Annotated in this window: 21 protein-coding genes; 11 read left to right on the forward strand and 10 right to left on the reverse strand. The window is 53.7% G+C overall.

Going from position 1 to position 23,120, the window contains the following annotated elements:
- Positions 1–75: 75 nt before the first annotated feature.
- Positions 76–1,512 (forward strand): Do family serine endopeptidase, encoded by a 1,437-nt coding sequence (locus IPN28_04190; GenBank protein ID QQS58026.1) that lies wholly within the window; start codon positions 76–78, stop codon positions 1,510–1,512.
- Between the two features lie 147 nt (positions 1,513–1,659).
- On the opposite strand, the gene IPN28_04195 is transcribed toward IPN28_04190, so the two are convergent.
- Positions 1,660–1,977 (reverse strand): hypothetical protein, encoded by a 318-nt coding sequence (locus tag IPN28_04195; GenBank protein QQS58027.1) that lies wholly within the window; start codon positions 1,975–1,977, stop codon positions 1,660–1,662.
- A gap of 279 nt (positions 1,978–2,256) precedes the next feature.
- A complete protein-coding gene (locus IPN28_04200; protein ID QQS58028.1) occupies positions 2,257–2,556 on the reverse strand; it encodes a hypothetical protein in 300 nt (99 codons plus the stop codon).
- 374 nt (positions 2,557–2,930) lie between these two features.
- Between IPN28_04200 and IPN28_04205 the strand changes: the two genes are divergently transcribed.
- Positions 2,931–4,547, forward strand: coding sequence for a glycine--tRNA ligase (locus IPN28_04205; GenBank protein ID QQS58029.1), 1,617 nt, complete (start codon positions 2,931–2,933; stop codon positions 4,545–4,547).
- 14 nt (positions 4,548–4,561) lie between these two features.
- Here the strand turns inward: IPN28_04205 and IPN28_04210 are convergent, their stop codons facing one another.
- Positions 4,562–5,449: a S49 family peptidase gene (locus tag IPN28_04210; protein ID QQS58030.1), complete on the reverse strand. Its 888-nt coding sequence runs from the start codon at positions 5,447–5,449 to the stop codon at positions 4,562–4,564.
- Positions 5,450–5,536: 87 nt separating this feature from the next.
- Here IPN28_04210 and IPN28_04215 point away from each other — a divergent pair, with 87 nt between their 5' ends.
- On the forward strand, positions 5,537–6,235 hold the full coding sequence (locus IPN28_04215) for a DUF3027 domain-containing protein (protein ID QQS58031.1): 699 nt from the start codon (positions 5,537–5,539) through the stop codon (positions 6,233–6,235).
- Here the strand turns inward: IPN28_04215 and IPN28_04220 are convergent.
- Both IPN28_04220 and IPN28_04225 read right to left on the reverse strand, forming a co-directional pair.
- A complete protein-coding gene (locus IPN28_04220; GenBank protein ID QQS58032.1) occupies positions 6,232–6,951 on the reverse strand; it encodes a methyltransferase in 720 nt (239 codons plus the stop codon). The two genes, IPN28_04215 and IPN28_04220, sit on opposite strands and share 4 nt — an antisense overlap.
- Before the next feature lie 10 nt (positions 6,952–6,961).
- Positions 6,962–7,969: a transglycosylase SLT domain-containing protein gene (locus IPN28_04225; GenBank protein QQS58033.1), complete on the reverse strand. Its 1,008-nt coding sequence runs from the start codon at positions 7,967–7,969 to the stop codon at positions 6,962–6,964.
- A 92-nt stretch (positions 7,970–8,061) separates the two neighbouring features.
- On the opposite strand from IPN28_04225, the gene IPN28_04230 reads away from it, so the two are divergent.
- Positions 8,062–9,573, forward strand: coding sequence for an acyl-CoA dehydrogenase family protein (locus IPN28_04230; GenBank protein QQS58034.1), 1,512 nt, complete (start codon positions 8,062–8,064; stop codon positions 9,571–9,573).
- On the opposite strand, the gene IPN28_04235 is transcribed toward IPN28_04230, so the two are convergent.
- From IPN28_04235 to IPN28_04245, 3 genes are all read right to left on the reverse strand, one after another.
- Complete coding sequence (locus IPN28_04235; GenBank protein QQS58035.1) at positions 9,565–10,416, reverse strand: hypothetical protein; 852 nt, start codon at positions 10,414–10,416, stop codon at positions 9,565–9,567. The genes IPN28_04230 and IPN28_04235 overlap by 9 nt on opposite strands.
- Before the next feature lie 77 nt (positions 10,417–10,493).
- Entirely contained in the window at positions 10,494–11,045 is a 552-nt protein-coding gene (locus IPN28_04240) for an entry exclusion 1 domain-containing protein (protein QQS58036.1), read from the reverse strand.
- Between the two features lie 146 nt (positions 11,046–11,191).
- Positions 11,192–12,004 (reverse strand): SapC family protein, encoded by an 813-nt coding sequence (locus IPN28_04245; GenBank protein QQS58037.1) that lies wholly within the window; start codon positions 12,002–12,004, stop codon positions 11,192–11,194.
- A gap of 259 nt (positions 12,005–12,263) precedes the next feature.
- Here IPN28_04245 and IPN28_04250 point away from each other — a divergent pair, with 259 nt between their 5' ends.
- From IPN28_04250 to IPN28_04275, 6 genes are all read left to right on the forward strand, one after another.
- Positions 12,264–13,616 carry a UDP-glucose/GDP-mannose dehydrogenase family protein gene (locus IPN28_04250; protein ID QQS58038.1) on the forward strand — a complete coding sequence of 451 codons (1,353 nt, stop codon included), beginning with the start codon at positions 12,264–12,266 and terminating at the stop codon, positions 13,614–13,616.
- Positions 13,617–13,647: 31 nt separating this feature from the next.
- Positions 13,648–14,463, forward strand: a complete 816-nt coding sequence (gene cysD / locus IPN28_04255) for a sulfate adenylyltransferase subunit CysD (protein ID QQS58039.1) — start codon at positions 13,648–13,650, stop codon at positions 14,461–14,463.
- A gap of 106 nt (positions 14,464–14,569) precedes the next feature.
- The gene (cysC, locus tag IPN28_04260; protein QQS58040.1) at positions 14,570–16,540 is read left to right on the forward strand and encodes an adenylyl-sulfate kinase; all 1,971 of its coding nucleotides are present in this window, start codon (positions 14,570–14,572) and stop codon (positions 16,538–16,540) included.
- The gene (gene cysQ, locus IPN28_04265; protein ID QQS58041.1) at positions 16,530–17,354 is read left to right on the forward strand and encodes a 3'(2'),5'-bisphosphate nucleotidase CysQ; all 825 of its coding nucleotides are present in this window, start codon (positions 16,530–16,532) and stop codon (positions 17,352–17,354) included. The genes cysC and cysQ overlap by 11 nt, the downstream gene beginning before the upstream one ends.
- A gap of 138 nt (positions 17,355–17,492) precedes the next feature.
- Positions 17,493–18,161 carry a hypothetical protein gene (locus IPN28_04270; protein ID QQS58042.1) on the forward strand — a complete coding sequence of 223 codons (669 nt, stop codon included), beginning with the start codon at positions 17,493–17,495 and terminating at the stop codon, positions 18,159–18,161.
- Between the two features lie 174 nt (positions 18,162–18,335).
- Positions 18,336–19,094, forward strand: a complete 759-nt coding sequence (locus tag IPN28_04275) for a hypothetical protein (GenBank protein ID QQS58043.1) — start codon at positions 18,336–18,338, stop codon at positions 19,092–19,094.
- 75 nt (positions 19,095–19,169) lie between these two features.
- Here IPN28_04275 and IPN28_04280 read toward each other — a convergent pair whose 3' ends face one another.
- Together IPN28_04280 and IPN28_04285 are read right to left on the reverse strand one after the other, a co-directional pair.
- A complete protein-coding gene (locus IPN28_04280; protein QQS58044.1) occupies positions 19,170–20,534 on the reverse strand; it encodes a hypothetical protein in 1,365 nt (454 codons plus the stop codon).
- Positions 20,535–20,959: 425 nt separating this feature from the next.
- Positions 20,960–22,189 carry an O-antigen ligase family protein gene (locus IPN28_04285; GenBank protein ID QQS58045.1) on the reverse strand — a complete coding sequence of 410 codons (1,230 nt, stop codon included), beginning with the start codon at positions 22,187–22,189 and terminating at the stop codon, positions 20,960–20,962.
- Between the two features lie 156 nt (positions 22,190–22,345).
- On the opposite strand from IPN28_04285, the gene IPN28_04290 reads away from it, so the two are divergent.
- Positions 22,346–22,888 carry an RNA polymerase sigma factor gene (locus IPN28_04290; GenBank protein ID QQS58046.1) on the forward strand — a complete coding sequence of 181 codons (543 nt, stop codon included), beginning with the start codon at positions 22,346–22,348 and terminating at the stop codon, positions 22,886–22,888.
- Positions 22,889–23,120: the final 232 nt, after the last annotated feature.

Below are 23,120 nucleotides of genomic sequence, written 5' to 3' on the forward strand. Positions count from 1 at the left end.
CCTAACGTTATGAATCAAAAGCATTTTCTCATGAAGTATTGCAACAAAAAGCAACCTGTCTTATACAACACCGCTATGCTTAACAGAATTTTTTTTCCCATACTAGTCTTGCTTGTGGCCATTTTCTTGGGCTTGGCCCTGTCCCAAGAAGCGCACATTGCGGCTCTGGCCGAGGAAATTCCGCAAAACCGGGAGCAGATTCAGCTGTCCTTCGCGCCGCTGGTCAAAAAAGTCAAGCCCGCCGTGGTCAACATTTACACCAAGCGCGTGGTGGCCGCGCAGAATCCCTTTATGGCCGACCCGTTTTTCCGTCAATTTTTCAGAAACAATATGCTCGATATGCCGATACGTCAGCATATCGAGGCCTCTTTGGGATCGGGTGTCATTTTACAGCCCGACGGTTTGGTCGCCACCAACGCCCATGTCATAGACTCGGCAACCGAAATCGTGGTTGTTTTAACGGACGGAAGGGAGTTTCCGGCGCAACTCGCCCTGATTGACAAAGCCTCTGATCTGGCCTTGCTGCGGATTGACCCCGGTTCGGAACCCCTGCCTTTCGTGACCCTCAAACCCAGCGAATCTCTTGAGGTTGGCGATCTGGTTTTAGCCATCGGTAACCCCTTCGGTGTAGGTCAGACGGTAACAAGCGGTATCGTCTCGGCGCAGGGACGATCCTCTCTGGACATTAATGATTTCAATTTCTTTATTCAGACCGACGCCGCGATTAACCCCGGAAACTCGGGTGGTCCTTTGGTCGCCATGGATGGCGGTGTGGTCGGAATCAATACCGCCATTTTTTCAAGCAGCGGCGGCTCATTGGGAATCGGCTTTGCCATCCCTTCGGAGATGGTCGCCACTGTTGTCGCCTCGGAAAAAGGCGGTCAGGGAAGTGTAAAGGGTGTTGTGCGCCCATGGCTCGGCGCTAATGTTCAGTCGGTGACCCCTGACATCGCCTTAAGCCTTGGGTTATCGCGCCCTGGCGGCGCGATCATCATGGATATGCACCCTGCCAGCCCACTGCTGAGCGCCGGCGCAAAACCGGGTGACATCGTGACGACCTTTAACGGCCACGCCGTTCATGACGCCGCAGAAATGAAATTCCGTATGGCCACGGTTCCAGTCGGGGAAAAGGCCCAGCTCGAAATCCTGCGAGAAGGCAAGACCCTGACTTTAACGGTGCAGGCTCTGCCGCCGCCGGACGATCCGCCAAGACAGGAAACTACTCTGAAAGGTCGCCACATGCTCAACGGCATAACCATCGCGAACCTGAATCCAGCCGTTGCTGCCGACTTGGATTATAGCGGGCCGGAAAAGGGTGTGGTTGTTCTCCGTGTGCCGCAGAAAATGCGCCAGCGGTTCCTTTCACCCGGAGACATCATTTTGGAAATAAATGACAAGAAAATGAAAAATGTAACGGATGTCATAAAAGCAATCGGAACACCTGAGCTTAAAGGATACACTCTGGTATTGCTCAGCCAAGGCCGTACGAAGACAATTTTTTTTGGATATTAAGAGAGATAACTGAATGAAGACTAATTTTTAAGCATGAATAAAGGCAGAACCCTTTCATGGACAATCTTGTGGTCGGGGGACGGCACTTTTCAGTTTCAAAATAGCATCGTAAAAAACAGTCCGACAACAGTCAATTCAGCTGCAGCTTCAAATATTTTCATAAGACAAATCTTGTTCGGGGCGTCCAAAAAGCCTAAAGCCCAAAAATCCACCAATCTCAGAAAAAGATAAATTGCTGGGCTTATAAGAGGACATACTAAGTAAAAGCATATCCCGCTCAAATTCCTCTTTTTCCACTTCATGATTTCTGCCCCGGTCAGCCGAACGCTGCATACGGGCGTTAGTTCTAAAGCTCAGCCACGCTGAATCTCGTCTCAAAGAGCCGTTGTTCGAAGGGTCATAATCCTGGAAAGACCTCCGTAGATGATCATCGTCAGTAGAAGGATCGTAAGCAAAAAGAGTCATAATATCACCATAAGGAAATTATAAAAAAATACATAATAAAATGCAAATAAAAAAAACAGTAGGCAAATCTGAAAGTAAAACAATAAAGCATCAATAACAATAATAATAAAACAAAAAAATAAATTAAATAATATTACATCCCCTTAGGGTAGATATAGTTCTGATTTTTGTAAAAATAGCTTCGAAAATGAAAAAGGCGCCGAACCCGCTCGGACGCCCCTTTCCCCCAACTTCAAAGGCTTTTTCGCCTTACTTCTCTTGTCTAAAATTCTTACTCGTTCAGCCGTAATCCAATTCCTTATGCAAGCTCTGCACAACGGCGGCAAAATTAATTGAGCCAAGCCCCCCTAAGCCGATCCCCCTGACGACACCGATCTCTGAACTCGGTCTAAAGCCGTCCAGCATAACTTTAGATGCAGAGGACCAGTCCCCGCCACCCCTTCTGGTCGCGGTCGCCCTTATGTCTTGAGCCCTTGTCCTGTTAATCTCTCGCGCGGCACCACGCGTAAAAGAATCCTTATCGCCAAGATTCCCGGCGGTGGGATTGATATCCTGAAATGAGCGAATGTCATCTGACATCTTTTTTCTCCTAACAAGGTCAATATAATAAACAAAGCATAGAACTGTCAAGAAAAAACAATGTATTTTTTATTATTAATTTTACTTAAAAAATACAATAAAAGTAATTATCGCACAAAAAAAATAAATAAACAGCATTAATAAAAAGGAATAATATTATAATAATATACTACATAGTGCCGATTTTGGAGTAGATAGTTCCGATTCTGAAAAAATAATCACAGGAGGCGGCGACCCCGAGTCATTTCGACGCATAATCGGGGTCAATATCTTGTTTTATGGGGAGTTTCAGGTCATGATGAGCGGCGCTTCAGTTCGCCCCTGAACCTCGGATGCGCCCCTGTGTAAAGTAATAAAAAACGGATTATTTGGTGATGAAAGACATTGTTTCCCTCTGCAAACGTCGCGGTTTTATCTTCGCAGCCTCCGAAATCTACGGCGGAATCAACGGATTCTGGGATTACGGCCCGCTAGGCGTGGAACTAAAGAACAACCTGCGCGACCGCTGGTGGAAGGATATGGTGATAACACCGCCCATAGGGCCGGACGGCAGCCCTGTGGAGATCGTGGGCGTCGATTCGGCCATCATCCAGAACCCGAAAGCCTGGGTCGCCTCCGGCCATGTCGGCGGCTTTTCCGACCCGATGCAGACCTGCCGCAAGTGTAAAAAGCTTTTCCGAGCCGACCATGTATGGGATATGCTCAAGGATTGCGAATGGGTTTTGTCGTTTGCGGACGCATTTGGCGAAAGCGGCGATAGCGAATCTCTGAAATTTGATAGCGGCAAGGCTTTGCGGTGGGCGGAAACGAAGGGCAAAAAACTGGCTCCGGGCCTCGCTTTAGTTCGCAATCCGCAAGTGACGATGTCTTGGCTGGCGCAGGATTTACAGGAGAAGGCCGGAGCAACAGAGTTTTCCGGTCCGGCGTCTATTGTCGAGATTTTGCAATACATGGCCACGGAACAGAAGGCAGCCACAGGGTTGCAGACTCCTTGCCCGAATTGCGGCGGCGATTTGACGGAACCGCGTGATTTCAACCTTATGTTCGAATCGCACGCGGGCGCAATCAAGGATGACTCAAGCAAAGTCTATCTCCGCCCCGAAACGGCGCAGGGCATCTTCCTGAACTATAAAAACGTGCTCGATTCGTCGCGCGTGCGCGTGCCTTTTGGCATCGCCCAGATCGGCAAAGCCTTCCGCAACGAGGTCAACCCGCGCAACTTCATCTTCCGTTCGCGGGAATTCGAACAGATGGAGCTCGAATGGTTCTGCCACCCCGACGAGGCGAAGATGTGGCGCGATTTCTGGTTCGCCGAGCGTCAGCGTTTCTGGAAATCCGTGGGCCTCTCCAGCGCGAATCTGCAAATGCGCGACCACGATTCGGATGAACTTTCGCACTACGCCAAGGCGGGCCTCGGCACGGCGGACATCGAATACCGCTTCCCCTTCACCGCGCCGGGTTACGGCGAACTGGAGGGAATCGCCCACCGCTGCGACTTCGATCTGACGCAGCATCAGGAACATTCCGGCGCAAAGCTGGAATATATGGACCCGACCGATTCGAAAATCCGCTATATGCCGCACGTCATCGAGCCGGCGGCGGGCCTCTCGCGGGGCGTTCTGGCCCTGATCTGCGAGGCCTACACCGTAGACGAGAAGCGCCCCTCGGGCCTTTACCTGAATTTCCACCCCTCCATGGCGCCGAAAAAAGCCGCGATCCTGCCCCTGACCGCCAAGGACGAACACGTTCCCCTCGCGCAGAAGCTTTATCTGGATATCCGTGAGGATTTCGCCGTCGATCTGGACATCAAGCAGAATATCGGCAAACGCTACGCAAGGCAGGATGAAATCGGCACACCTTTCTGTTTCACCGTCGATAACGAAAGCGCGGTGGATCATTCGGTGACAGTGCGCGACCGTAATACGATGGCGCAGGAACGCATCCATATGGATAAGGTAAAATCGTTCTTGCACGAAAAGATGAAGGCCTGATCGATCTAAAAACTTTAAAGCCCATACTGCGAACGGGCCAAGCGGTCTTCAACCGCATCGATCAGATCGTCGGGCAGAGAGGAGGCGGAGGAAACACCGCCTCCGCGCAGATCAAACAGCGCCGACCACCATTTGCGCGGCGCTGAAAATTCAAGAAACTTGACGTCCTTTCCAAACCGCGCCCGGCAAAACGCCCGCATTTCGGCAAACCCGTCGATGAACCCGTTCTCAAGCGCACCGCCGCCCGTCCAGAACGCACCTTCGAATGACTCGTTATCTTCGCCCTTGAGCTTTTCGCCCCGCCGCTCGCGCACCCAGTCTTTGAAAACCGCATGCATGTCCTTTTGAATTTCAGAGAGGCGCTTCACATCCGCCGCCTTTTCGGGCTCAAACGGATCGAGAAACGATTTATCCTTCCCCGCCGTGTGGATTCGTCGCTCGACTCCGGCCTTTTCGATCAGATCCTTGAGACCGAAAGAGGCGGAAATCACGCCCACCGACCCGACGATGGACATTTTCTGCGCGTAAATCTCATCCGCCGCGCAGGCCAGCCAGTATCCGCCGCTCGCCGCCACATCCTCGACGAAAGCGAGGACAGGAATTTTCTTCTCCTCCGCCAGAGCGCGAATCTGTCCTGAGATAAGGGCGCTCTGCGCCCCCGACCCGCCGGGGCTGTTGATCACAAGCGCAATGGCCTTGAGCGGCTGCGCCTCGAACGCCTTCTCGATCAGCGGAGCAAACCGCTCATGGCTTATCCCGCTGCGTCCGCCCAGGCTGGTATCGCGGATCACCCCCGCCAGCCGCAGCACTGCGATCTTCGGCTTTGGCGCGAACCACCCCCCGACGACCGGAGTCTTGGCCAGCACCGTACGGGTTTTATGAAGGGCTTTTCGAGCGCACATGGATAATCTTCCTTTCATAAGTGCCTTTTTCTTGAGGCAAATTCAGAACGAATGACAGTGCATAAATCCGTGTGATAATACAAGCTTATGGCAACATTTGCTGAAAATCTTGAAATCATACGAAAAGACCTGATCGGCCTTCCCGTCACCTTGCCTTGGAAGGGCCATGGATCGACGATTTTTATTGAACTGGGAAAACTTGTGCCGTTCAGTTACAAAGATAGAGAAAGGTACAAACGAGGCGAAGCCTGCATATCTATATCGTGGGATTGGAGGGTCGAGAGAGGGCATGAAATTCTTTTCGGAAGCTCAAACCGCGGTACCAAAATCGAACAAGGAATTCAACTATTCAAAAATCAGATTATTGAGGAAGTCGATATTACAGGGACAGTCCTAGAGCTTGAGGTAAAGCTTTCTGGCGGATTTCTTCTTCGGTCTATGTGTATGTGCAAAGGCGAGACGGAATGGTCCATAAGATTATCAAATGGCCAATACGCAAAGTCAGAAAAAGGCATGTTAATTATCGATCAAGGCTTGGGGGGTAAGGTTAGCGAAGAAGAAAATCGCGTGTTTGATTTAGCTAAAAAAACAGCGCAGAGATGGGCAGTTCCCTCTATAGAACCAAAAAAAGGAAAATGCTGGGACTGCCAATATTACATTCGTCTAGATGGCAATGGCCATATGCTGGACTATGGGGTATGTGTGTCCAAAGACAGTGCGTTAGACGGCAGGGTTGTGCACATAAACAGTGGTTGCCCCGTTTACGCTTCAAAAGAGTCAAACTAGATACCATCCCCATCCCTCAAAACCCTATCCGCCGCCGCTGTATACGCCCCGTCCGCCTCATGCAGGACGAGTCCGGGATGAATCACGCTGGGCGTCTTGCGGTTCTTGATCGCGCGCAGGATCACGCGCTTCGCCGGAACCCCCGCCCGCGGCCAGAGGGGGAGTATCTCCACCGCGCCGAATCTCTTTCCCAAAGCTTGAATGATTGTATGCGTCTCCCCCGCCATATGAATGACGGTCAACGTCCCGCCGTTTTTCAGATTGTGGAACCCCGCATCGATCCAGTCCTTGAGGATCAAATCCTCCTCCATATGCCCTCGCGCCAAAGCCTTCGAGGGGGAGGGGGAGGGCGTGTGCTTTCCCGACTCGGAAAAAGGCGGGTTGGCGATGACGTGATCCTGCGGCGCCCCTTCATAATCTCTTATATCCGCGCAAACAAAAGATGCCGCAACGCCGTTCAGCGCAGCGTTCCTGTCCGCCAGCGCCACATGATCCGCTTGTATGTCGATCCCCGACAGAGCTATCCCCGGTACCCGCGCCGCCACGCACAGCCCCGCGCTGCCCACCCCGCAGCCGAGATCCAGGACACTCTGCCCCGCCTTGGCCGGACACGCCGCCGCCAGCATCACGCTGTCCAGAGAGGTGCGGAACCCTTCAACGGGCTGGTAAAGTCGAACGCGTCGGTTCAGGACATGGATGGGATCGTCTGCACTCATGCAGGACGTTTTAGCCGTTCAGCCGCCGTTTGTCATCAGACGCCGCAGGCTTTGCGTCCTCCTCCGGGGCCGGGTTCAGGTCCGACTGACTCAGCAGCATCAGATCGACCGGATTGGTCATCAGGCTCTTGAACGGCTGCGGCGGCAGGTGTTGGCCCCTAAAAACGCTCTCCTCCAACTGGACCATCGGCTTGGCGGGCAGGGCGGGGATCGCCCCCGGCGCCTGATGCAGGGCGGTGAATTCATGGAAATCATAGACCTTGCCCATCGGCGCCGGATGACGGGTGCGGGCCTTCGCCGGATAAAGCGAATTTGTGGCGTTGGGGGCAGGGGCTTCGTTGCGGGCCACCATGAAGGTGGACGGATCGGGCGTTCCACCCTCGATCTGGAATTTTTTATCGAAAAACTGATAAACTTGCTCCAGCGTCCGCGGCTTGCCCGTCTGGGAATCGTAGAACACGCCCCGGTTCGACCGCGCCGCCTTCGGGAACAAATCCGCTGCCGGGGTGAGAGCATTTTCATCCTTGGCATTCAAAAACGAAGAAGCCCCGCCCGCACCCAGGAAATGCGCGAGATAAAGCTCGGTCGCGCCGACCTCTCCGCCCCAGAGCTTATCCAGAGTCTGCTCGTTCTCCAGCGCGAATTCCGCCGCCATCTGCGCCGAGACGACCGGATCGTTCCGCAGAGCCAGAATCTCCTTCTTCGCGGCCTTGTCCTTCACCCGGAACCGCGAATCGATTTTATCCGCCAGATCGCCCAGCCCGTATTCCTCGCCATGTTCCTTGATCATCGCCAGCCATGTGCGGTCGATGAACTGGTAAAGCCCCGTGGCCGAACTGGTCCCCGCTTTGGCTTTCGGGTTGAAATTGCTCTCCGCCTTCGCCTGCTGCAGCAGATAGGCAAAATCGACCCCCGTGGCATCGCTGGCCTGGGCAATCGCCTCCACCACCGGGGTCGGCGCCTTGTGGGTCAGCGCCGTTAAATTCTTGTTTTGTATTACGTTTGTTAATCCGTTCATGTCATACTCGAGTCAGAGACAGGGCTGTACGCGAAATTCCTCAAAGACTCCGTGCAACCCTCGTGCCAGAAATCATTTGGGAGAAGACGGAGATGAGTGATTACGCCCCCCCGGTAAATGAGATGCTGACGATGCTTTTTGATGTTCACGGCTTTACGCACCCGGACATCGACCGCGACACCGCGATATCCATATTAGAGGAGGCGGCCAAACTGGCCTCCGAGGTGCTGGCCCCCCTCAACCATCCCGGCGACAAGGCAGGCGCTAAATTTGACAGCGGAACAGTCACAACCGCCCCCGGCTTTAAGGATGCCTATAAGCAATACTGCGCGGGCGGCTGGAACGCCGTGCCCTTCGATCCCGAATATGGCGGCCAGGGGCTGCCATGGGGGCTGGCCTTCTGTATTCAGGAAATGTGGCAGGGGGCGAATATGTCCTTCGGCCTGTGTCCGCTTCTCAATCAGGGCGCGGTCGAGGCGATTTCTCTGCACGGCTCGCCGGAACAAAAAAGCAGATATCTGCCCAAGCTGATCGCCGGCCAATGGACCGGCACAATGAATCTGACCGAATCGCAGGCCGGCTCCGACCTCGGCCTCATTCGCACAAAGGCAGAGAAACAGGGCGACGGCACCTATAAAATTACGGGTCAGAAAATTTTCATTACCTACGGCGAGCATGATATGGCGGAGAATATCATCCACCTCGTTCTTGCACGTACGCCGGACGCCCCGCCGGATGTCAAAGGCATCTCGCTCTTTATCGTGCCGAAATTCATGGAGGGCGGCTCTCGCAACGCTGTGCGCTGTATCGGGCTGGAACACAAGCTCGGCATCCACGCATCCCCGACCTGCACGATGGAATTCGACGGGGCGGTCGGTACACTGATCGGGCAGGAAAATATGGGCCTGAAATATATGTTCACCATGATGAACAACGCCCGCCTCTCCGTCGGACTTCAGGGCGTGGCCATCGCCGAACGGGCATACCAGAAAGCGTACGCCTATGCCCATCAACGCGTACAGGGCAAGTCTCCTGTGACGGGCGAACGCGTGGTCATCGCCGAACACGCTGACGTGCGCCGAATGCTGCAAGAGATGAAGGATCAGATCACCGCAGGGCGGGGGATGACTCTGGAGGCGGCCGTAGCCTTGGATCAGGCCGCGGCAGGAGATGAGGATGCCCGGAAAAAGGTTGAATTGCTAACACCGATCGTTAAGGCCTGGTGCACCGATATGGCCTGCGAGGTCACGTCCACCGCATTACAAGTCTTCGGCGGCATGGGATACATTGAGGAAACCGGCATAGCCCAGTTATTTCGGGATTCGCGCATCCTTCCCATTTACGAGGGCACAAACGGCATCCAGGCCGCCGACCTCGTCTTCCGCAAAATCATTCACGATGAAGGGAGGACAATAAACAATTATCTTGGAAAACTTGAAAGAGTGCTCAAGGCTGAAGATCTGGAGGAAGTTCGCAAAAAAACAAACGAAATCATAGAATCAGGCTACAACAAAAACACTACATTAACAAGCCTACTAGCCTATCCATACCTAAAAGCGATCAGTAGCCTCTTGGCAAAAAAATACACAAAAAAGCTAGTTTAAAGTAAAAGTGCGCTGTTCGTTCTGACACTTGCTCATCGTCATGCGCGCAAGAGCACCAGTAGAATTCGAAGAAACTCTGGTTCCCTCAAGACCTTCGAATCCTTTTGCAAATTGATTTGCGTAACATTCACAAAATTTCTTTACATTCTTGAGATGAAGGGGCAGAAGGGCGGGTTTGGAAATACAGTCCTTATAAAGAAATCCAGCCATCTGAGTGCCATTAAGACAAACGCCCTTGAGTGTTGATAGAATAGAATCACGACTAGGGAGACGCCCTAATTCCTTTCTCTTAGCAACAAACTCAGAAGCCAAACACTTGCAATCATGGTATATGGGCATATAAGCGTCAGCTTGACACCACTCAAAGACATAGTTAGCTTCCTTAATCTCCGCCTCTGTGAATTCCTCTCTTTCTTCTCCTTGATCAGAGTTAAGAGCGGACTTGTCTTCCGAATTCTTAAGGCACAACGCACGCACATCAGAAAAAACTTGCTTATGAGAAGCCTCATCGCCCCGGGACATTCGTGCGACAAGATACTCACCGGCAAGGCATTTACAATCATGTTGCAAACTTAACTGCTCATTATTAGAACAGGCCTTATAAAAACGCTGAGCTTCGTTAATTTGCTGATCGGACGCTTTGCTGATATCAACAGCATCCTTATGAGATTCAATCGGCTGGCCCGACTGCTCTTCAGCACCAGAATCCGAGCCTGCAGCAGAGTGTTCAAGCACCTGAGCTTTCTCATCGAAGGTTTGAGAATCATCAGACTCCAACCCCTGACCATAAACGCTCACGGAAGAAAAAAAGGCAAAAGCTGCAATAAAAATAAAAACGCGCACGTCAATTCCCATACAACAACAAGCGACAAGGGAATTATAGCATTATGAAAGGCGAAAAACCAACGGAACTTAAGAGATCAGGCCTTGGCCTTTTTCCAGAACATAAAACGCGAAGCACCAGCGTTACTATTAGCATTCTGGTTGCCCGCGCTAAGTTTTTTCGCTGCCGCCGGAGCGGCACCCGGTTCAGATCCCTGAGAGCTGCGTTTGGGCTTGATTTTCTGGTCCATTTCACGGACCTCAGCCCTTAAATCCTCGATTTGCTTATGGGTATGCTGGGTGGTCAGCAAAACCTGATTGGCTTGATTTTCCCACTTGTCGCGCTGGTCGCGCAAATCTTCGATCTGTTCCTGCGCGTTCTCAAGCCGGAGCTCCAGCAACTTTATTTCAAGAGCCAGACGCTCTTTATCGATATCGCTGTCAACCGCCGCCGGGGCGTTTTGTGCCGCACCCGCATTAAGACTTTCGGGCTTTATGCCGAAAACGCGCTCCAGTTCCGACACGTCGATGACCCTCCGGTCATTCTGATCGAGAGCATAAGACAGCTTGCCGCTGTTCATGGCTCTCTGAATGGTGGATTTAGACTTCCCTGTCAGGACAGCGGCTCTTTGCGCTCCTACTTTTGCCATTGCGACGACCCTCTTTGAATGACCTCTGATAAATAAGCGGTACCATGTGACCCGCAAACGGATCAATCCACCGCATCAAAACATCCACAGACTTCTGCAAGTTGAACGTGAACAGGAAATACTAACAGACAGGAAAGACAGGACGATTAGGCCGCTTCTTTCTCAAGGCGCTCATTCAGCAACTGGCTCAGCAGGTGCCACTTTGAACCGGAAAAGAGATGAGCGTAAATAAACGGAATCCAGCCGTTTTTTCGGAACTCAAGAAAAGTCTTGTCGTCCAGTGCATCGAGTTTTTTCTGATCGATGATTCGGAAGCCGGAAAAATTGACAACCCTGTTCCCGGCAAGCTCGATTCGAACCCCGCGAGGATCGGCGAGAAGATCTTTTTCAACCAGAGCCTTGCTGAAATCCAGCGTTTGCTGGGCGGCGGCATGATAGGACTTGCAGAACTCAAGCGCATCTTTGGAAAGCTGGCTGGGGGTTCCGTCTTTTTCGAAAAAGGCACGGTCGGAACCCTTTTCGACCACACTGTCGTCCAGATCGACGCAAAGCGTCAGCTGGTCTTTGGTAGGCATCTCCGAAAAGATAAACGGATAGCGCCGGATATAGGCGGGAATATAAGTATGCTTGTTCCATTGTCCCCGCGAATCAACGAACAGATTCTCATTGTCGCGCAGGCCCAGAATCGCAACTGGGGTGGCGTTCCCGTCCGGGCTGAAGGCGATAGGATACGAATCGGCGATCTGCGTCATCTCGATAAGGTTAACAGGAACGGCATTCGCGGTGCTGGTAAACTCAAAGCCAAAATTGCGCTTCAGGGACAAATCGGAATGCTTTTTGGCATCCAGGGGCTCAGGGTGAGAATAAAAGAGCGGAAGGTTCGCCGCAGGGGGTTGCTTCGCGCCGCCGTCTTGGTTGCCAGAGGCTTTCTTCTCAGATTTTCCTTCAGATTTGGCCATAAAAATTCCTTTGGTACGGTATTTGAATTTGGGTTCACGGATATTTCAGGGATCATAGGCAAAGTATCTGGCGCTTTGCAACGGTTTTTGAAAAATCGCCGGCTTTCGCCCCTTAATTTTAGCGAAAAGAGGGTTAAAAACAGGTTTAAACCCCTTAAAGGAAGCCATTTATTTGTTTTCTTGGACTATAAAATGGTTTACGTTCGCGGGGTTTAAAGAAGGCCGGATTTCTTAGAAACACAACAGAAGGACAGTTGTCATGCGGATCGCAATGGTCGGAACGGGATATGTGGGTCTGGTCTCGGGAACCTGTTTCGCGGAGTTCGGCCATACGGTCGTCTGCGTCGATAAGGACGCCGGGAAGATCGAAAGCCTCAAGCAAGGCAAAATTCCAATTTTTGAGCCGGGCCTGGAAGACCTCCTCGAGCGTCAGATCGAATCCGGTCGTATTGAGTTTACAACCGATATCAAGACCGCCGTGAAAGACGCGCAGGCTGTTTTTATCGCTGTGGGTACACCCTCACGCCGTTACGGCCGGGATGCGGACCTGTCCTACGTTTATGAGGCTGCCCGCGAAATCGCCCGCAACATCAAGGGCTACACCGTTGTCATTAACAAATCCACCGTCCCGGTCGGAACCGGGGCCGAAGTCGAACGCATCATCCGCGAGGAGCGCCCGGACGCCGATTTCGATGTCGCCTCCAACCCTGAGTTCCTGCGCGAAGGCGCGGCGATCGAGGATTTCATGCGCCCCGACCGCGTCGTGGTCGGCGTGACAGGACAAAAAGCACAGGACGTACTGCGCGAAATCTACCGCCCGTTGAATCTCAACGAAACGCCCATCATGTTCACGGGCCGCGAAACGGCGGAAGTCATTAAGTATGCGGCCAATGCCTTTCTGGCCACCAAGATCACCTTTATCAACGAAGTGGCCGACCTGTGCGAAAAGGTCGGTGCCGACGTACAGCAGGTCGCCAAGGGCATCGGCCTCGATGGGCGCATCGGCGGTAAATTTCTCCATGCCGGACCCGGTTATGGCGGCTCGTGCTTCCCCAAGGATACGCTGGCGCTGGCCCGCACCGGACAGAAATTCAGCGCCCCGCAGCGCATCGTGGAAACGGTCGTGGCCGTGAACGAGGACCGCAAGGCCAGAATGGCCGATAAGGTCATGGACGTCTTCGGCGGCAATGTACGAGGCAAACGCATCGGCATCCTCGGCGTGTCCTTCAAACCCAACACGGACGATATGCGCGACGCCCCCTCCCTGACCATCATCCCCATCCTGCAGCAGGCGGGGGCGAGCGTTGCGGCCTACGACCCCGAGGCGATGGACCATGCCAAGACGATGATTGAGGACGTCGAATGGTGCAAAAGCGCCTATGATGTAGCCAAGGATGCCGACGCGCTGGTGATTATCACCGAATGGAACGAATTCCGCGCCCTCGACCTCAAGCGCATCGCAAGCGCTATGAAATCCCCCTGCATCGTGGACCTCCGCAACATCTACAAAATCCCGGAAATGCAGGAAAATAACTTCCATTATGTCTCGATTGGGCGTAAAGAAGTCTGCCCGGAAACGAATGTAGGCCTCAAAAAAGTCTCGAACGCCTAGCGCTATGGCAGTAACTGGATAGGGATTGAAGATGTATAAATACCTTGATGAACTCGAAGCCAAGAGCGTTTACATCATCCGCGAAGCCTATAATCGCGTGGACCCGCTTTGTATGCTCTGGTCCATCGGTAAGGACTCAACCGCGCTGCTCTGGCTGGTCCGTAAAGCTTTTCTTGGGCGTGTGCCTTTCCCCATGGTTCTGCTGGATACGGGTATGGAAATGCAGGAGGTATACGATTTCCGCGACCGGATCATCAAGGAGTGGGAACTGAATTGCATCAACCATATGTGCCCGCCCGAGGAGGAGATGGACCAGACCCTTCCCCCCGCGACGCGCTCCGCCATGCGGAAGACCGAAGGTTTGAAAACGCTTCTGCGCGAACATAATTTCAAGGGCGTGATTGCGGGCATCCGCCGTGACGAGCAGGGGCTCCGCGCCAAGGAGCGCGTCTTTTCGCCCCGCACCATCGACGGCAACTGGGACTTCAAGGACCAGCCCCCCGAATTCTGGGACCAGTACAAAACCGAATTCCCGGAAGGGGCGCATCTGCGGATTCACCCGATCCTGCACTGGACGGAACTCGATATCTGGCGCTATACGCAGCGCGAAAACATTCCCTGCTGCGATCTCTATTTCGCCCGCAAGGACGCGAAGACAGGAAAAATGATGCGCTACCGTTCTCTGGGCGAGAAGAACATTACCTTCCCTGTCGAAAGCGGCGCCCGCAACATACAGGAAATTCTTCATGAACTGGAGACGACAAACACTTCGGAGAGGGCGGGACGCTCCATGGACAAGGAAACCGAGGACAGTTTCGAGCGTCTGCGGGCGTCCGGCTATATGTGATTGATGTCTGGCTTTTTCGAAGAAAAAGCCTAGACGAGATCATCCCCGCGAAGGCGGGGATCACCAACAAGCTAAGAATAGGATATTGAATTTAGGTCAAAAGAAAATGAGCGCAGAACCAGCAATCAAGATCGTAAAAAGTGACAAGGTGAAGCGGAAGCAAAGCACGCATCAGCAGCTCCGCGTGGTCATCGTGGGCCACGTCGATCATGGAAAATCCACCCTGATAGGGCGTCTGCTCTATGACACGAACTCGCTCCCCGAAGGTAAGGCCGAGGAAATCGAAGCCATCTGCAAACGGCGCGGAACGGACGTTGTCGAATGGTCCTTCGTTCTGGATGCCTTTCAGGCCGAGCGCGATCAGGCCATTACCATCGACTCGACGCAAATTTGGTTTTCCACCGACCACCGCGATTACGTGATTATCGACGCACCAGGGCACCGCGAATTTCTGAAGAATATGATTTCCGGCGCCGCCGCCGCCGATGCCGCCATCCTCGTCGTTGACGGGTCGGAAGGCGTACAGGAGCAGACCCGCCGCCACGCCTATTTGCTTCACCTTCTGGGCCTGCAGCAAATCGCGGTCGTCGTCAACAAGATGGATATGGTCAAGCATGACCCCGAGGCGTTCGAGAATGTCTCCCGCGAAGTGCGCGATTACCTGCATACCATCGGCGTCACCCCGCGCTTTATCATCCCAATTTCTGCCCGCCACGGCGACATGATCGCCGGACGCGGCGATTCGATGGACTGGTATTCCGGCAAGACTCTGATCGAAGTTCTGGACAGTTTCGAGAACGCCACGCTGCCCGTCTCGCGCCCGCTGCGTTTCCCGGTGCAGGACGTCTACCGTTTTCAGGAAAAGCGCATTATCGTCGGCCGCGTGGAAAGCGGCATCCTCCGCAAGGGCGACCGCCTGATGTTCTCCCCCGGTAACGAGGAAGCGACCGTAACCTCCATCGAAGTCTGGCCCGAGGATAAGGACAAGGTCGAGGCCCGCCCCGGCGAGGCCATTGGTATAACGCTGGACCAGCGCCTGTTCGTCGAGCGCGGCCATATCGGGTCGCACACCAAGAACCCGCCGATGCTCTCCAACGTGTTCAGATCGAGCATCTTCTGGCTCTCGCAAAAGGCTCTGAGGGTCGGTAATTCATATAAAATCCGTTATGGCTCGCACGAAGCGATGGTCACGGTTCAGTCCATCGATAAGGTGATTGACACGCAGGATCTCGCCGATCAGGCCGACAAGAGCGAGGTCAAGCGCAACACGGTGGCGGAAATCACCCTGCGGGCCCGTGATCTGCTGCCCATCGACCCTTACGTGGACAATGAGCGTTTGGGCCGGATTGTCATATACGAAGGCTACGACATCGCCGGCGGCGGCGTCATCAGTATGGAAGGCTATGCCGACCAGCGCCGCAGACGCGCCCCCAAATCCGAAAACATCCATAAGGTCGAACACCTGCTCAACCACGATGTTCGCGCAAAACGCGCCGGACACAGGGGCGGGGTCTTCTGGTTCACCGGACTCTCTGGCTCAGGAAAATCGACTCTCGCCATGGCGGTTGAAAAGGCGCTCTTCGAAAAAGGCCACGCGACCTACGTTCTGGACGGCGACAATATCCGCCACGGTCTGAACCGCGATCTGGGCTTCTCTCCGAAAGACCGCTCGGAAAACATCCGCCGGATCGGTCATGTCGCTGCATTGATGGCCGATGCCGGAGTGGTCGTGATTTCGGCCTTTATATCGCCCTACCGCGCCGACCGCGAACGCGCCCGCAGCGCCGCGCAGGATCGCTTCAATGAAATTTACATTTCCGCTGACATCGATACGTGCGAAAAGCGCGATCCGAAGGGACTCTACAAAAAGGCGCGGGCAGGGGAGATCAAGGATTTCACCGGGATCGATTCGCCCTACGAAAAACCTGAAAATCCTGAGTTGATCGTGGACAGCGCCCGTCAGGACGTCGAAACCTGCGTCGAGCAAATCGTGGCCTATATTGAACGCCAGATTGCTCTAGGTGACCTCGCCGGGGACGGCAAGGGCAGGGAACAGGTTCTCGATTATGTCGTCTAAACTCCTCCTCCACCGCGCCGCGCTCTGCAACAGGGTGCGCCGGATCGCGTTGGAAGCGGGCCAGATCACCCTCGATTACTTTGACGAAGCCGGATATCAAGGCGCAGACGCTAAGGCGGACGGCTCACCCGTCACCTTGGCCGATCAGGAAGCAGAAAAACTTATCCAGCAGAAACTCGACGAAATGTTGCCCGGCATCCCGATGATCGGAGAAGAGGCCAGCGCCGCCGGACACTGGCCAAACCTCTCGGGCCAGGAGTATTTCTGGCTCGTCGATCCTCTGGACGGCACCAAGGAATTTATCTCCGGCAAGGGCGATTACACGGTCAATATTGCTCTTATTCACAAAGGTGAACCGATTCTCGGAATCGTCTATGCTCCCGCCATCGGCGAACTTTATGCCGGCTATACGGAGGAAAACGGGAACAGAAAGGCGCTCCGCTGGCTGGAGGACACCGAATCGGAAAAGGACATTCACGTCCGCAAGCCGCCGAAAGAGGGGCTGACGGTCGTCGCCAGCAAAAGCCACGGCAGCGCCCAGCGCCTCGATCAGTATCTCAGCGAACATAAGATCGAAAAGCTGCTTAAGCGCGGCAGTTCCCTGAAAATATGCGTAATCGCCGCCGGTAAGGCCGATCTTTACCCCCGCTTCGGCCCGACGTGCGAATGGGATACCGCCGCCGGGGACGCAGTTTTGCGCGCCGCAGGAGGGATTATAAAGGATTTTCAGGGAAAACCGCTGGTTTACGGAGGGTCGAATCCGCAATTCCTCAACCCCGAGTTCGTGGCCGCCCCGCTGGGGTTTTTTGAGTAAAGCCCCCTTCTTTTCGCTTTTTCGCAGTTTTTTTTTGTTTCCGGACCCCTTACCCTGCTAAAATGACACTCTGTCAATCGGCGGGTTTTGATTGTATCATGCATGGACCCGGTGGCTTATGTAAGGATTCTGACGGCGATGCGGACACTCATCATTTTTTCGTTCCTGATTTCTGGCTTGCTTTTTTCAATGATTCCGGCCCCGGCCTTCGCACAGGGCGTTGATGAGTTCGAGGAGATTGACGTTGATGCCTCGGCCTTCCCCGATACCAAACGCGGCTGCGCCAAACGCGCGTCCTTCAAGGTGGGGATAGCTGACCTCTACAAAAAAGGCAAGGATCCCCAGGATTTGAGCAAGATGAAAATCATCAAGCCGCTGGTCCAGAAGGTCTACGACGAAGTCGGCACCAAGGGATTGACGCAGTTTTATGTAGACACGCTGGAATCCTATCAGGAATGCGGCAAGAACGCCAAGGCGGAGCGCAGTTCGGAACGGGAAGCCCAGCAGGTGGTCGTCTACGAATCCTGCAGCGGCATCAACGAAGTGACCCTCGAAGCGCTTGAAGCAGCGAAAGCGGGACGCTCAAAGGAATCCCTGATCTCCCGCGCCGAAAACAAAAGGCTCAACGTCAAGGGTACGACCCTCGAAAAGGTCGAGGCTCCGGCCGTTTATCTGGTTGAGCAGGTGTTCACCAAGGCCGAAACCTCCTATGACGACGCCGTCGATTTCGCGGTCAAGATCGGCATGACCTGCCTGAATAGCCGCGACCGCGACCCTCCGGTCAAGAAGGACATGACCAAGCCGTAGAATTTTTTACGGCCTTTTGGGTTCTCTTTTATATTCGAAAAACTTCATAAAAACCGCGCCCTAAGCCTTTGCGGGAGGGGGCGCAACGATATTTGCATTATCGTTTTAATTGGGGTATAAAAGAAGCACAGAAAAATTCTGTTAAATTATAAAAACATCATAAAAGGGAAGATCATGTCCAAGAAAGATAAAGCGAGTGATGCGGTGGCCTTGGCTTTGGCCGGAGTATTAACGGTAACCTCTGTTCCGGCGGGTTCGACTTCGAATTCCGTCCCGGATGCGCTCAATCATACGGCCCCGATCACCGAAATGGCCTCGATCAACCGCAGCCCGATGACGCTGCCTCCCGGCGTGGAACTTCCCGCCGACATCAGCCCCGGCCAGTCCACCCAACCCGAGCAGGCGCAGCCGATCCGGTACATGGATTTAACGAAAAGAGCGGATGGCTGGGACTTCGGGCAAGGCTTGGCGATTAACGGTTCGAGCAACAGAAGGATAGTTATTGTATCCTATCTGGATGAAGCAACAACGGCCTCTTTCTTGCGGATAGCCGAGTCGTACAGAGGCGGGAAGACAAACCTGCCGATTTTCGGCGTCTTAAGGTCTCCACTGCCCCCGGCCAGCGTCTCAAGAACACCGAATCCTCTGGGTTTTGATATCTTTTTTGACGGAACTGCTATCCCACCGATGGAACGGCCTGACCCAAGATTTACACGGACGGATCAACTGAGTGCCTTTATGCGCGGCATTCACAGGAACTACTTCGCCGCGACGGCCTCTCTGGGGTCCGATACCCGCGTCGCCGCCAACATGGTCACGGGCGGAAAATCCTCTGGCGGAACTGGTTCGGCTACGGGCAGCGGCTCGGCGGGCGGCAAGTCTGGCGGCGGCACGGGCGATCTGGCTGCCGTCAACTTCAATCCCGAATTTTAAGGCTTAGCGCAAGTCCGCAAAAAACCAAAACGCCCGTCAAGACGGGCGTTTTTCTATGGTTGCTAAAATAAGAAACTAGACCTTCATCCCCGCGCCGGACGTTCCTGTGCTGTAGGAAGCAACGCGGTCCTTCTCGGCCGCGGTCGCGGCAAGGGCAGAATCGGCGCTGGCCACGGCCTCCGCCGGAATTTCCCCGTTCGTGGCGCGGGCGAACGTGCCGGAAATTGGCTTGATCCCGCCCGTGGCATCGCCCATCCCCAGCTCAGCGGCGAAGGAGCCAGTGGCGCGTGGCGTGGCGGGGGCGCTGGCCCCGGTGAGAACACCCTGCGGGATCAGATCGAACAGTTTGATATTCGGTGCCGGAATCTTCATATCCGCAGGCAACAGTGAATTAACGGGCGCCAGCAACTCGGCAGGTGTTTCAGGTAATCTGGAATTCGCCAACTGAGGAGCTTCGGTCGGAGCAACGGTGCTTATGCCCGAAAGGTTTGCCGCGGCATCCCAGCCGCTGCTGGCGTCAGTATTGTGGGCGAGTACAGTCGCACTCTCGGCGGAAAGTCGTCCTGTCTGCTGAAGGACTTCTGCCTTCTGAGCAACAGAAAGATCAGGAGAGTTTTGAAGAACAGTATACTTCAAGCTTTGTGATCCCTGCACAGAAGAATCCAAGCGCCGAGTTTCCTCAAGTGCCGCCGGATCGCCCGCACTGGCGCCCTTAATCTGATTTCGCAGTTCGGGATTACTCTTCAGTAACGCATCACGATCTCTTTGAGCGCGGATTAACTGATCGATATACTGATCTCTCTGCCGCTGCGCATCGCGCATCCTCAGCCTGTTTTCCTGCTCATCGCGCTGCCATTTTTCCTGATCGAAGCTTCCATCGGCCTTGAAATAGGCATTGGGATCAAGTCCGGCGTCTTGAATCGCCTGACGCAACTGCTCTCTTTTCGCGTAGGCGTTAAGCGTGTTGTCGTTGATATCGGCATCGTTGCCGAGGTCGAAAGCCTTGTCGAACGCATTGATTTTCTTGTCGAGTTCATCGATCTTTTTCGTCAACTCCGCAATCCGCGCATCCAACTCCGCCAGACGCCGCGCCGCCTCATACTGCTCAAGCATGAGATGCAGCAGATCGTCGGCCTCGCGTTCGCGCTTCTTGCTTTCGTCGAGTTCGTCTGAGCGAACCGGACCAACTACAGCATAGCCGGCCTTGTTGACCGAGCCGGAACCACCATCCATGCTCTGGTCTATACCGTAATCCAAAAGAAATCTGCCGAGTTTCGACGGGGGAGACCCGAAATCATGACCCGGATCGTCGCCATCCAGCCCGTCCATGCGGTACCGTGCATCGTTCGCGCTTTCGTCGTCCGCTGTCTGTTCGGCGGCAGGATTTGCGGCATCGAGTTCTTCATCAAGAACAAGCTTGTTGGCTACGCTAGCACCCACGTCAGTCACTTTATAACCCACACACGTTAGTAAAGACTATACTAACGGAGAGGGTATCTCCTAAAAGTTAATATTATGTAAATACAATAACCTTTTATTCCAATTACATTTTGAGAACCGAAGACTGTCGCCTGTATAAAATCCGCGGCCAAGACGGTAGGCTAAGGTATCCCCCCTGTAACACTATGTTCCGTATGGTTTTTTCAAACTCTTATGCACGGAATAGAAAAAAACTACGCCTTTTTTTTGTGATTTGCAAACAATTTCAGAATTTTTTTTCAAAACCGGAACTAATATTCAATCCATTGAATATAAAGGAGTTTTTCGCGAGAAAAAGAGGGGGAGTAACCCTATGATATTTCATAATTAATTACCATAATGATTAATTAATAGACGATCATACAAAAATAATTCGTATATTAATTTTATCTAATATTATCAATTTCTGCTGGGTAACTCAGCGTCCGCCGCACCAAGTGATAAAGCGCGAACAGATAAAGTATCACCCCGATCCAGTGGCTCTGCCATAACCCATAGGAAATCGCGGCAACAAGCAGGACCAGCAGGAACAGGGTCAGGCCGCAGCGGGCGCTTTCTGGGCCTTCCCGGCGCAAGCCTTCGAGAATCGTACCCAGAAGGGCGCAACCCCAAACCGCGCCGGCAAACCCGAAATCCACCCAGAGCTGGAGCGCGAAGTTATGCGGGTGCAGAACGCTGTCCTCGCGGTGATAAAGCCGCGCATGATCGAACGACTCAACATACCGGGTTGCATCCATCCCGTGACCGATCAAAGGGTTTTGCAGCGCATAGCGGCTGGTAAAATCCCAGATCTCCATCCTCGCCCCCGCATAACCGCTCTTCAGCCAAGGCAGAGTTTGGGCATCGGCGGCCAGCGTGGCGAACATCCATTGCGCCAGCCACGGAGCGATCAGAAGCAAAAGACACAGGATCGCCGCTAGTACCCTATACCCCGGCCGCCATCCCGCCGGATACAGGAAATAAACCCCGAATCCGAAAACCAAGGCCAGTTGCGCCACCTGTGCTTGCGAAAGGGCCAGCATGAGAACAATCGCGCCGAACAGGGCCGCGCCAAGTTGAAGACGCATCTTCGGCGGCGCATCCCAGACCCGGATCAGGCTAAGCGCGGCAAAAGCGCATAATACGATATTGACCGCCCCGCGGTTCATGACGGCGGTGCTGATGGTCCGCGCCGGATCGGTGTCGTGAAAAACCTGATAGAGCGGCATACTGAACGAAAGCTCCGCCGCTCCTATAAGAGCGGCCAGCATCAGCAGGGCGGGAAAGACCCATGCGTTGTTTTTGAGGCTTTGCGGATCAAGGGTCCGGCAGACGGCAGGAAGGAAAACGCCGCTGAAAATAAGCGCTCCCGTCGTAACCGCCTTCCAGATGACCTCATCAGGATGGCCGGAAGAAAAGGCGCTCAAACCGCACAGCAAGCTGATGCCCAAAGCGATCAGAAGATAGAATCGGCTGAGGGGCGGGGGTTGTTTTCGGATGTAAGAAAGATAAAGATACGCCCCAAGCCCCAGTGCCGAAGGCAAAAAGGTCATAAAACGCGGCAGCAAAACCGAGATCAGCGGCAGACAAGAAAAAGCCAGAAGAAAATAAAAGGTGAAATCGCGCCGGACAGTCATAATTATAAGTGCCTAAAAATCAAAGCCTGCATTCTCTCACCCGACCGCAAAAAAACAACCCCGTCCCACTCATAAATTTTTTCCAAGTTTTCGCCTGTACAAGGCGTCCTATTGTTATAGGATGGGGAAAATGTTCCCTATCATGGTTAAAAATGAATGCCGGACGCTGAGGACAAGGAGCTGATCAAACGGGCGCAGGCCGGTGACGCAGCCGCGTTCGAGTCACTGGTGAATAATTATTACGGGATCATGTTCAAAATGGCCTTTAAATGGTGCGGGGACCGGACGGCGGCGGAAGATATCACACAGGAAGCCTGTATGAAGCTCGCCCGCGGAATCGATTCCTTCCGCCACGATTCGGCCTTCACTTCATGGCTCTACCGCCTTGTGATCAATACCGCCAAGGACTGGTTCAAATCCCAGAACCGCCACCCGAGCGCCGACATCACACAGGCGGATCATGTGGTATCGGAAGAGGGCGCCCCCGAAGAGAAAATTCTGATGAAGCAGGTCTGGGCGCAGATACAGATTTTACCCGAAGGCGAGAAGGAAGCGCTTCTACTGGTCGTCAGCGAAGGCCTCTCGCACAAGGAAGCGGCGCTGATTTTAGAGGTGAAGGAAAGCACCGTGTCCTGGCGCATCCACGAAGCCCGCAAGAAGCTGGAGAGCTTTTTCGGCAAGGAGAAGAAATATGGATGAGTCCGCGCTGAAGAAAATCGTGCAGGAATTCGAGGTCCCCCCCGTCGATGAAAACGCCAAAAAACGGGCGGTGAACCTATCTTTGGCTGAATTCAAGACCCACCAGCAGCAAAAAACACAAAAATCCGCCCAAGGAACCTCGGTTCTCTCCCGTCTTATCGGCAGATCAACGCCTGAAAGAGGGAGAGACGATATGAAGTTTAATAAGGGATTTGTTTTCGGAGGTATGGGA

The organism is Alphaproteobacteria bacterium, assembly GCA_016699735.1.
Lineage (GTDB): Bacteria > Pseudomonadota > Alphaproteobacteria > Micavibrionales > Micavibrionaceae > JAGNKE01.

What these genes read in the sequence shown, in the direction of transcription:
- IPN28_04190 (QQS58026.1), top strand. Translation starts at nt 76, where the DNA reads ATGCTTAACAGAATTTTTTTTCCCATACTAGTCTTGCTTGTGGCCATT.
- IPN28_04195 (QQS58027.1), bottom strand. Translation starts at nt 1,977, where the DNA reads ATGACTCTTTTTGCTTACGATCCTTCTACTGACGATGATCATCTACGG.
- IPN28_04200 (QQS58028.1), bottom strand. Translation starts at nt 2,556, where the DNA reads ATGTCAGATGACATTCGCTCATTTCAGGATATCAATCCCACCGCCGGG.
- IPN28_04205 (QQS58029.1), top strand. Translation starts at nt 2,931, where the DNA reads ATGAAAGACATTGTTTCCCTCTGCAAACGTCGCGGTTTTATCTTCGCA.
- IPN28_04210 (QQS58030.1), bottom strand. Translation starts at nt 5,449, where the DNA reads ATGTGCGCTCGAAAAGCCCTTCATAAAACCCGTACGGTGCTGGCCAAG.
- IPN28_04215 (QQS58031.1), top strand. Translation starts at nt 5,537, where the DNA reads ATGGCAACATTTGCTGAAAATCTTGAAATCATACGAAAAGACCTGATC.
- IPN28_04220 (QQS58032.1), bottom strand. Translation starts at nt 6,951, where the DNA reads ATGAGTGCAGACGATCCCATCCATGTCCTGAACCGACGCGTTCGACTT.
- IPN28_04225 (QQS58033.1), bottom strand. Translation starts at nt 7,969, where the DNA reads ATGAACGGATTAACAAACGTAATACAAAACAAGAATTTAACGGCGCTG.
- IPN28_04230 (QQS58034.1), top strand. Translation starts at nt 8,062, where the DNA reads ATGAGTGATTACGCCCCCCCGGTAAATGAGATGCTGACGATGCTTTTT.
- IPN28_04240 (QQS58036.1), bottom strand. Translation starts at nt 11,045, where the DNA reads ATGGCAAAAGTAGGAGCGCAAAGAGCCGCTGTCCTGACAGGGAAGTCT.
- IPN28_04245 (QQS58037.1), bottom strand. Translation starts at nt 12,004, where the DNA reads ATGGCCAAATCTGAAGGAAAATCTGAGAAGAAAGCCTCTGGCAACCAA.
- IPN28_04250 (QQS58038.1), top strand. Translation starts at nt 12,264, where the DNA reads ATGCGGATCGCAATGGTCGGAACGGGATATGTGGGTCTGGTCTCGGGA.
- cysD (QQS58039.1), top strand. Translation starts at nt 13,648, where the DNA reads ATGTATAAATACCTTGATGAACTCGAAGCCAAGAGCGTTTACATCATC.
- cysC (QQS58040.1), top strand. Translation starts at nt 14,570, where the DNA reads ATGAGCGCAGAACCAGCAATCAAGATCGTAAAAAGTGACAAGGTGAAG.
- cysQ (QQS58041.1), top strand. Translation starts at nt 16,530, where the DNA reads ATGTCGTCTAAACTCCTCCTCCACCGCGCCGCGCTCTGCAACAGGGTG.
- IPN28_04270 (QQS58042.1), top strand. Translation starts at nt 17,493, where the DNA reads ATGCGGACACTCATCATTTTTTCGTTCCTGATTTCTGGCTTGCTTTTT.
- IPN28_04275 (QQS58043.1), top strand. Translation starts at nt 18,336, where the DNA reads ATGTCCAAGAAAGATAAAGCGAGTGATGCGGTGGCCTTGGCTTTGGCC.
- IPN28_04285 (QQS58045.1), bottom strand. Translation starts at nt 22,189, where the DNA reads ATGACTGTCCGGCGCGATTTCACCTTTTATTTTCTTCTGGCTTTTTCT.
- IPN28_04290 (QQS58046.1), top strand. Translation starts at nt 22,346, where the DNA reads ATGCCGGACGCTGAGGACAAGGAGCTGATCAAACGGGCGCAGGCCGGT.